We start from the raw sequence: 292 nt of genomic DNA, 5'->3' as shown, positions 1-292 counted from the left end.
CATCAACCTTGGATTCACTTTTTTCTCTAGTAAATCTTGCTTTGTGCAAATATACTGCAAGAGATCGTATTCATTTTCTTTTCTTACAAGCCCTAGCATATTTTTACTCTCATGGCTAAGACCTGTTCCAACCGCGAAGTTTGGCCTTACTTGGTCCGCTTCTACATAAAGCACCTTTTTCCCTAAATGAGCTAACTCATTTGCCATCGCAATACTTAACGTACTTTTTCCTACGTTTTCGTTTGTCGCATAAAAGGCAACCATTCTTACTTGCCGGTCCATCTTAAAAGCC

At 39.4% G+C, this 292-nt stretch carries 1 protein-coding gene; it reads right to left on the bottom strand.

Annotated elements, in window-relative coordinates; genetic code table 11:
* Positions 1-282, bottom strand: a 282-nt coding sequence (locus tag SB717_RS35040; protein ID WP_410907503.1) for an AAA family ATPase, incomplete at its 3' end; no start/stop codon positions are given.
* Positions 283-292: the final 10 nt, after the last annotated feature.

This window comes from Priestia sp. SIMBA_032 (assembly GCF_046535215.1).
GTDB classification, from domain to species: Bacteria; Bacillota; Bacilli; order Bacillales; family Bacillaceae_H; genus Priestia; species Priestia aryabhattai.
Note: the sequence above shows the minus strand (reverse complement) of the source record. Positions and strands in the feature narration are given on the sequence as shown.